The organism is Corallococcus sp. CA049B (assembly GCF_003611685.1).
Taxonomy (GTDB): Bacteria; Myxococcota; Myxococcia; order Myxococcales; family Myxococcaceae; genus Corallococcus; species Corallococcus coralloides.
In genome coordinates this window covers 1-1,637 of the sequence record NZ_RAWC01000438.1, presented here as the reverse complement: position 1 = coordinate 1,637, position 1,637 = coordinate 1, and the positions used below count along the sequence as shown (strand labels likewise).

Sequence of the window (1,637 nt, the reverse complement as noted above, 5' to 3'; positions counted from 1 at the left end):
GCCCACCACCGCACAACAGCCGGCCCCCTCTCTGGACCGACGCGGCGCTCCAGGACCTGGCACGTGCGCAAACCCTCTCATGAGCCTCCAACCCAAATCCTTGCGTGTATTGACAGGCTTTATGAGAGCACTTAGAAACATGGAAATGTAACAGCGCGGTTTCAAAGGGGGATGTCTTGAACCTGCCGCACGCGACTTCCGGCGTCATCGTCCAGCAGCAGGGCGAAGCCTTCTTCCTCCTGGACACCGAGGGTGGGGAGGTCTTCCGGGTGAACGAGACCGCCGCGCGCATCTTCGAGCTGTGCCAGGGCGGCACGTCCCTGGACGGGGCGGTGGCGTCGCTGGCGCTCCGGCTGGGCGCCGTGGGCCAGGAAGAGGCCATCCGCGCCGACGTCCAGCGCACCGTGACGCAGTTCCAGGAGCTGGGGCTGTGCGAGCCCTCGCGTCCCGTCTGACTCTTCGCCGTCCGCCGTAGTGCCTTCTTCCCCTCGTGAGGGGGACAGGCCGGGCCATGTCCTGGCCTTTGGGAATCCCGTGTGCCCGGGTCGCCCCGGGTGCGCGCGATGCCAGACGTGGGAGGTCTCTTCACGTCTGGAATGAAGCACCGGTGTGTTGGCAGGCAATGTCAGACCCCCTGTCCACACTCCGCGATGTTTCACCGTAGTGGCAGTGAACGCAGCAATCCATCCAGGAGTAACACCATGTACATCCAGTCCGAGATCGTCCGCGTGTCCGCGTCGTCCGACAAGTGCACCTGCTCCAACGGCATGGTCATCGCCTCGACGACCGTGAGCGCGGAGTAGTCGCTTCCGTCGTTTTCCCTTCAACCCCAAACATCCATCCCAGGAGAACCACCATGTACATCCAGTCCGAGATCGTCCGCGTTTCCGCCGCCACCGACAAGTGCACCTGCTCCAACGGCATGGGCGTGATCGTCGTCGCGGAGTAACGCGTTTCATGGCCGGGAGGAGGGCCTCGGTCCTCCTCCCGGCTGTGTCTTTCCTCGAGAGCGCCGACACGCCCCCGCCCATGCTGCCCGCATCCACGCAGTTGTTGCTCTTCACCCAGGCGGACGTCGGCGGACACGCGCTCTTTCGAGTCGTGCCCGTGGAGCTGTCCGTGCGCCCCGGCCAGGGACGGCTGTGGACGGACGTGTCGCGGGGCAATGCCTTCACCCCCGCGTGGCAGGACCATGCGCGCCACCTGTCAGCGGTGGGCCGCGCGCGCTACGCGCTGCCGTGGGAGCAGACGGACCTGCACGTCTCGCCGCGCGGCCGGAACGTGACGCTGGATGGCCGGAGCGCGTCGCTGCCGCTGTTCGTCGCGTGGGTGGCGCTGCTCGCGGGCCTTCCGCTGCCGTCGCCCTTCCTGGGCACGGGCGTGGCGCTGGAGGCGCATGGAGAGAGGCTCGCGCCCGCGCCGCGCGAGTTCCTCCAGGGAAAGCTGGGCGTGGCGCAGGCCTACGTGAAGCAGGTGTTTCCGGGGGCAGCCCGGGTGGCGGTGTTCGTGCCGGAGGGCAGCGGGTTCGACGCGGCGCCCCTGACGGCGCTGGACGTGCGGCCGGTGCCCACGCTCACGAAGGCGGTGGAGGCGGTGCTGGGGCTGAAGCCCCACGCCCACGCGGAAGGGGTGGGGGG

The 1,637-nt window shown here is 68.1% G+C and carries 2 protein-coding genes; both read left to right on the top strand.

Annotated elements, in window-relative coordinates; all coding sequences use genetic code 11:
• Positions 1-176 precede the first annotated feature (176 nt).
• Positions 177-455, top strand: coding sequence for a PqqD family protein (locus tag D7W82_RS39550; RefSeq protein WP_120623170.1), 279 nt, complete (start codon positions 177-179; stop codon positions 453-455).
• A gap of 574 nt (positions 456-1,029) precedes the next feature.
• On the top strand, positions 1,030-1,637 hold a 608-nt coding region (locus tag D7W82_RS39545), incomplete at its 3' end, for a hypothetical protein (RefSeq protein WP_147439783.1).